The 6,531-nt window shown below is 55.2% G+C and carries 3 protein-coding genes and 2 pseudogenes; 1 reads left to right on the top strand and 4 read right to left on the bottom strand.

Features of this window, described 5'->3' with window-relative positions:
* Positions 1 to 124 precede the first annotated feature (124 nt).
* From ACTBDZ_RS02645 to glpA, 4 genes and pseudogenes are all read right to left on the bottom strand, one after another.
* A pseudogene (locus ACTBDZ_RS02645) lies at positions 125 to 313 on the bottom strand (pirin family protein); the annotation flags it as partial.
* A gap of 272 nt (positions 314 to 585) precedes the next feature.
* On the bottom strand, positions 586 to 1,794 hold the full coding sequence (gene glpC / locus ACTBDZ_RS02640; RefSeq protein WP_438814132.1) for an anaerobic glycerol-3-phosphate dehydrogenase subunit GlpC: 1,209 nt from the start codon (positions 1,792 to 1,794) through the stop codon (positions 586 to 588).
* Complete coding sequence (gene glpB / locus ACTBDZ_RS02635) at positions 1,791 to 3,053, bottom strand: glycerol-3-phosphate dehydrogenase subunit GlpB (protein ID WP_438814131.1); 1,263 nt, start codon at positions 3,051 to 3,053, stop codon at positions 1,791 to 1,793. Before glpB ends, glpC begins: the two co-directional genes overlap by 4 nt.
* Positions 3,043 to 4,841, bottom strand: a pseudogene (glpA, locus tag ACTBDZ_RS02630) (anaerobic glycerol-3-phosphate dehydrogenase subunit A). The gene glpB and the pseudogene glpA overlap by 11 nt, the downstream one beginning before the upstream one ends.
* Positions 4,842 to 5,147: 306 nt before the next feature.
* On the opposite strand from glpA, the gene glpT reads away from it, so the two are divergent.
* Positions 5,148 to 6,497: a glycerol-3-phosphate transporter gene (gene glpT / locus ACTBDZ_RS02625; protein ID WP_438814130.1), complete on the top strand. Its 1,350-nt coding sequence runs from the start codon at positions 5,148 to 5,150 to the stop codon at positions 6,495 to 6,497.
* The last annotated feature ends 34 nt before the right edge of the window (positions 6,498 to 6,531 follow it).

Genomic DNA, 6,531 nt, shown 5'->3' with positions numbered 1-6,531 from the left:
GAGTTCAGTATTGGTGACAGACCACCACAAGTATCCAACCTCAATTCTATTCACAAGACCATCGTTGATGTTCTCGGCGAGCGATACCGTCGAATTTATTCTTAAAGTAGGTGCGGAATGACGGTTCCATGTCTTTATGCAGGTGGGTGCCAAACCCTTGCCCACCGTCAATGCGGTCTTCGTTGATCACGCGTAACGCAGAGAACCCCATAAAGTTGGGATCGTAATAGTCTGCAAAGGAGAAACTGTGCCAGCTATCCAGCCAACCGTGGTTAGCATGACCACGCGCCTCAGCCTGTCGTAAATAAATCATATCGCCTCCACAAATGTTGTCGTTATGTTAAGTCTACCGGGAGGTGGCGAATAAGAAAGCGTAAAAAACTCATCGCTCAGTTCAAAAAATTTAAAAGAGGTGGGGAGAATGGGCAAAAAAAAGCCAGCGCCCGAGCTGGCTAAATAAACACTGGAAGCAATGTGAGCAATGTCGTGCCTTCACAGCGAGGTCGTCAGCGCATGAAAAGACATGCGTGCGTCTCTCTGGAATGCATGACAATAATAATCATTATCATTCGCGTCTGTAAAGGATTATTTTTCCGTCGCCAGTGCGCGTGCTAATAACGTGATCGGGTGCTCACAAGGTTTACTGGTCGACATCTCTACCTGCCATTTGCAGGTTTCACAGTCCGTGATCACCCTATCCACTCCACTCTCCTCTATTTGGCGAAACAGCGGCGCGCCAATGCCCTGCGAGGTAGTGTAATTTTCCTTTTTAAAACCGTAAGTTCCGGCTATACCGCAGCACTGGGATTCCAGCACAACAAGTTCCAGCCCGGGAATGCGGCGCAATAAATCCAGTGTGTAGGAAGTCCACCCCATTTTCTCCATATGGCACGGCGTGTGATAAGCCACGCGTAGCGGCAGCGGATTTAGCGGCAGCGTTTTGCCTTGCTCTAACAGGTGATACAGCTCACGCGTCACCAGCGTAATGCTATCGCGTACCGCATGGTTATCGACCCCCAGCAAATGCGGGTATTCGTCACGCAGCGTTGCCGTACAGCTTGATGACGTCGCCACCACGGTAAGATTTTTACCCTGAACCGCGCCTTCCAGATAGCCCACGTTTTGTTGCGCCTGCTTTCTGGCCTTGGTATGAAAACCGTTAGCAATCAGCGGTACACCGCAGCACTTCTCTTTTTCCGGCAGTTGCACGCCAATCCCCATCGCATTGAATATGCGGATCAAGTCTTTGCCCAACTGCGGATGGTTGTAATTAACGTAGCAGCCGTGGAAGTACGCGATTTGCTCGCTAAACTGTTTTTGCGCTTCGGCTTGTTGACGATACCAGCGGCGGAAAATGCCGAACGAGTATTTAGGCAACTGACGTCGATGGTCAATTTTCAGTGCTTTATCCAGCAACTGGCGCACCGGTTTCAACCCGGTCGCCGCGTTCACTAATGGCGCAAACGGCGTGGATACCGTTCCCATCAGGTCGGTATGACTGAGGATGGTGTCACGCAGTGAAGGACGATGCGAGTTATAGCGTGCTTTGGCGCGCTGAATGATATCGCCAATTTTTACATCCGACGGGCAGGCCACTTCGCAGCGTTTGCAGTTGGTGCAATATTTCAGCGCCTCGTCATACAGCGCCGGATCTTTCAGACGCAGGCGTTCACCGTCCGGTCCGGCCTGTTTCGGCCCCGGATAAAGAGGATTCACCCGGGAAACCGGGCAGTAAGTGGTACACACCGTACACTTGATACAATTATCAAAACTGGTGTCATTGAGCAGGCTCATGCGACCTCCCCTTGCAGCAACGTATCGGCAACCGACAACGCGCTCAATAAAGATACCCCCGCGCCACAGCCCTGCGCCAGAGGATCAAACCCTGCCAATACTGCGCCAATCGCATAGACGCCGGGCACCGTGACGCCCTTGATACGCGGGCGCAGCTTCTCGTCGGTTTTCACACCGAACAGGCGATACGGCTGAGGTGCCAGCACCTGTTCCCGGCTCCAGTCGCTACGCAGCGCGGCATAGTGCACATCAAAACCAAACACCGGCTCCACAACGCGATCAAACTCTGCCACCAGCCCGTTGTTAAAGAAGCTACCGCTGGCAAGCACCACCTGCTGAGCCCGCAACGGGATCTCGACGTGATTACGGGTATAAAGCGCCTTTTCTGTTGCCCCCAGAACGGCACGCTCGACTTTATCGCCCGGCATCACCACGCCGCCCAATTGACGGAAACGGCGCACCATCGCCTGATGCAAGCGAACCCCTGGTAACGACGGCGGAAGTGTCGGCAACAGACTGACGGGTTTGCCCAAGGCACTTTGCAGCATCGCCACGCCATCCGGCGTATCCAGCCCCAGGCAAGCCGGTAAAATGGCGGCATCGTGATGAGCGCTCAGCCGCGTCAATTCCGCCAGCAATGCGCTGGCGTTTTCCGGCAGATCCAGCACGCGAACGATATTTACCGCACGGAACTCGCTGGGGTTACCGCGCAGACGATCCAACGCGGACAGACGTAAATCGGCACTCTTTGCCGCAATGCCCTGCGCTTGCAGCGCATCCGCCACGATAGAGGCCTGGAAATCCAAAAAGCCTTCAATGCCCACAATCAGCGGAGCGCACCATGCCAGGGGTTTGCCCTGTTCCCGCGTGACAATTTCCGGTGGACTCAGCCAGCACGGGCGATATTTTCCGAGCGGCGTCAAACGCAGATGGTTTTGTTGATGGCTGCCCGTCATGGTCGCACCACAGCGCGCCAATAAGGCTTCGGCTTCTGGCACCCAACGGCGTACGGCGGCCTCACCCATCAGCGAATAGGGATGCTCGGGAGCCTGACTTGCCAGCGCTGACAGTGCCTCAAGGGGATGGTGAACCGGCTCACCATCCGGCAGAAAGGACAGCAGATCCAGCGATCCCGAAGAGAAATGCAGGGCACTTTGTCCTGAGCTGACAATGGCGCAGTGTTTTCCTTGCTCCGCCAAACGAATACCGCAGGTGAGCCCGGCTAACCCTCCACCGATAATGACGACGTCATACCGCATGTTGTTCCTCCTGCTGATCCTCAATACTCAGCCCACACAAGCCCTGATACACCCAACTGGTGAATTCGCTTTCACGCAACGCGTTACCCCATGCGATGGTGCGAACGCCTTTCCAGCGCTCGTTTAAAAACTGACTTAACTGCGCCAACGCTTGCGGCGGTGTCGATTGCCCCAGCTTGCACAGTAATCCGGCGGCACGGCACGCGCAGAGCTCACCTTGGCAGGTTCCCATCCCGACACGGGTACGCCGCCGCAGGTCAATCAGGTTATTGACCTTGAGTGCTTCCACGGCATAGCGGACTTCACCCGCCGTCACCGCTTCACATTCGCACACCAGACTGCTATCGGCATACTCGCCAGACAGCACGCGCGCGGCGCGATCGCCGTGGCGGTAAATCGCGGACCCGCGCAGCGGCGCAGAAAATGCGCGCGTGCCAGACGTTGCGGCAGCAGGTTGCGCCGTCGACGCGCTGGCTGAACCGGGCAGTGGCCGTTCTGCCGTGGTGCAGCGCGCACTGTGCCCCAGCTTTTCACACACCTTGTCGGTGACCCACTCCGCCATCAGGCGGTACGTCATTAACTTGCCGCCGGTAATGGTGACAAACCCTTCCAGCCCGTCGCGACTGGCGTGGTCAAGCAGCACGATGCCGCGACTTACGCTGCGCCCGCTCGGATCATTGTCGCTGGCCACCAGCGGACGCACGCCCGCATAGGCACGCAAAATACGCGTCTGCGCCATCATCGGAGCCAGCTTCGCCCCTTCACGCATCAGGATCTCTACTTCTTGCGGCGTGACGGACATGTTGTCTATCTGGTCATAGTCCACGCGGGTTGAGGTGGTACCGATCAGCGAAATGGTGTCACCCGGCACCAAAATGTCGGCATCGGCAGGCTTACGGCAGCGGTTGATCACCATATTGTTGATACGGTGGCCGAGAATCAGCAACGCGCCTTTGGCAGGGAACATACGCACGCGCAAATCGGTCACGTATTCAATGTGTTGCTCCGCAATAAAAATAGTATTCATGCTCTATGTTCTCTTCATGCATTCAGGCTGGTTTTAAACACCTTTTTGCATGCCAGACTATGTAGCAATACACTCATTGAATACGTGACCCGCAAATCCGCATATTCGGCAATGCGCTGTCCCCAGATACCGGAGGCGTTAATCACCACCTGCGCATAGAGATCGAGAGTACGTTGTTGTTTATGGTCGAAAACGCGCACGGCGGTGACACGATCGCCCTGACGTATCAGTCCCAGCACTTCGTGATAGGTCAATACTTCCGCCCCGTGTTCGCAGGCATCTACCATATTGGCAGTGGTGAGCCGGAACGGATCAACGGTGCCATCCGGCACGCGCACCGCGCCAATCAGCTGCGGGTTAGCGGCAGGCTCGAGGCGCAGCGCTTCCTGCGGATCAATCGCCTGCGCATTGATACCCGCCTGCTGACAGGCCGCGATAAACTGGGACTGATAAGCCAGATCGTCTTCAGGCAGGGTCAGGAACAGGCCATCGGTCGGCTCCACGCAGTGCCGGGCGATGCGGCGTAAAATCTGGTTTTCTTCAATACATTCGCGCGCGGATTCACTGTCAGTTACCGCATAGCGCGAACCGCTGTGCAGCAACCCGTGGTTACGCCCGGTCGCGCCTGTCGCGATGTCGAAGCGCTCCAGCAGCAGGCAACTCAGTCCCCTGAGTGCCAGGTCACGCAAGGTTCCCGCGCCAGTCGCGCCGCCGCCAATCACGATAACGTCGGTTTCGCGGTAGGCTGTGCTGTTTTCCATGATAGTGTCACCTTTCCGGATCTTCATTAAGGGTATTCAGACACAGAAAAGAAATGATTGATAAAGAGCAAATTCGAGCAAATAACGAAAATAACGAACCGGATATGTAACCGTTTCGCGATAAAAGTCACACCAAAATGAGGTCTATCGAGGGGCATTTTGTTAAGCAAAGCACAATAATTGAACGACCGTCATAAAAATGTAACATTTTAGCGGTGGCTCACATTGAAACTCTGCGCCATTTCGCTACCATACGCGCGATTTAGCACAAAATAATTATCGCTTTTAAGCGTATTGGAGAACGTTATGCTGAGTATTTTTAAACCCGCCCAGCACCAGCCCAGAGTGAGCGACGATCGGGTCGATCCTCTATACCGTCGTCTGCGCTGGCAGATTTTTTTTGGGATCTTTTTCGGTTATGCCGCTTACTATCTGGTAAGAAAAAATTTCGCATTAGCCATGCCGTACCTGATTGAACAGGGGTTCTCTCGCGGTGACCTTGGCTTTGCGTTATCAGGGATTTCTATCGCCTATGGTTTTTCCAAATTTATCATGGGCTCCATCTCCGACCGTTCCAACCCGCGCGTATTCTTGCCCGCAGGGTTGATTCTGGCGGCGGCAGTGATGCTGTTTATGGGCTTTGTGCCTTGGGCAACATCAAGCATCGCTATCATGTTTGTACTGCTGTTCCTGTGTGGCTGGTTCCAGGGCATGGGCTGGCCGCCGTGCGGGCGCACCATGGTGCACTGGTGGTCGCAGAAAGAGCGCGGCGGTATTGTTTCTGTCTGGAACTGCGCCCACAACGTGGGTGGAGGAATCCCACCGCTGCTTTTCCTGCTGGGGATGGCCTGGTTCCATGACTGGAGAGCAGCGCTCTACATGCCAGCATTTGGCGCGATCCTGATTGCGGTGTTCGCTTTCGTGATGATGCGCGACACCCCGCAATCCTGCGGTCTGCCGCCGATTGAAGAGTACAAAAATGACTACCCGGTGGACTACACCGAAACCTCAGAGAAGGAACTGACGGCAAAAGAGATCTTCATGCAGTATGTGTTCCCGAACAAGCTGCTGTGGTATATCGCGATTGCCAACGTGTTCGTCTACCTGCTGCGCTACGGTATTCTCGACTGGTCACCGACCTACCTGAAAGAAGTGAAACACTTCGCGCTGGATAAATCCTCCTGGGCTTACTTCCTGTACGAATATGCGGGGATCCCTGGCACGCTGCTGTGCGGTTGGATGTCTGACAAGGTGTTCAAGGGCAATCGTGGTGCTACCGGGGTGTTCTTTATGACGCTGGTCACCATCGCCACCGTGGTTTACTGGCTGAACCCGGCGGGCAATCCGGGCATCGATATGGCCTGCATGATTGTTATCGGTTTCCTGATCTACGGCCCTGTCATGCTGATCGGCCTGCACGCGCTGGAACTGGCACCGAAAAAAGCGGCGGGTACAGCGGCAGGCTTTACCGGGCTGTTCGGTTACCTCGGCGGCTCCGTTGCAGCCAGCGCCATCGTCGGCTACACCGTTGACTTCTTCGGTTGGGACGGCGGCTTTATGGTGATGATCGGCGGCAGCGTCATGGCGGTAGTACTGCTGTTTATCACCATGATCAATGAGAAGAAACACAAGGCGGAAATGGAGAAACGCTCCTAATCGCAAGCGCCTTCTGTCTGCTGGCGGCCTTTGC

This window comes from Symbiopectobacterium sp., assembly GCF_051710365.1.
In the GTDB taxonomy this organism is placed as follows: Bacteria; Pseudomonadota; Gammaproteobacteria; order Enterobacterales; family Enterobacteriaceae; genus Symbiopectobacterium.
This window is presented reverse-complemented; position numbering and strand designations above follow the sequence as displayed.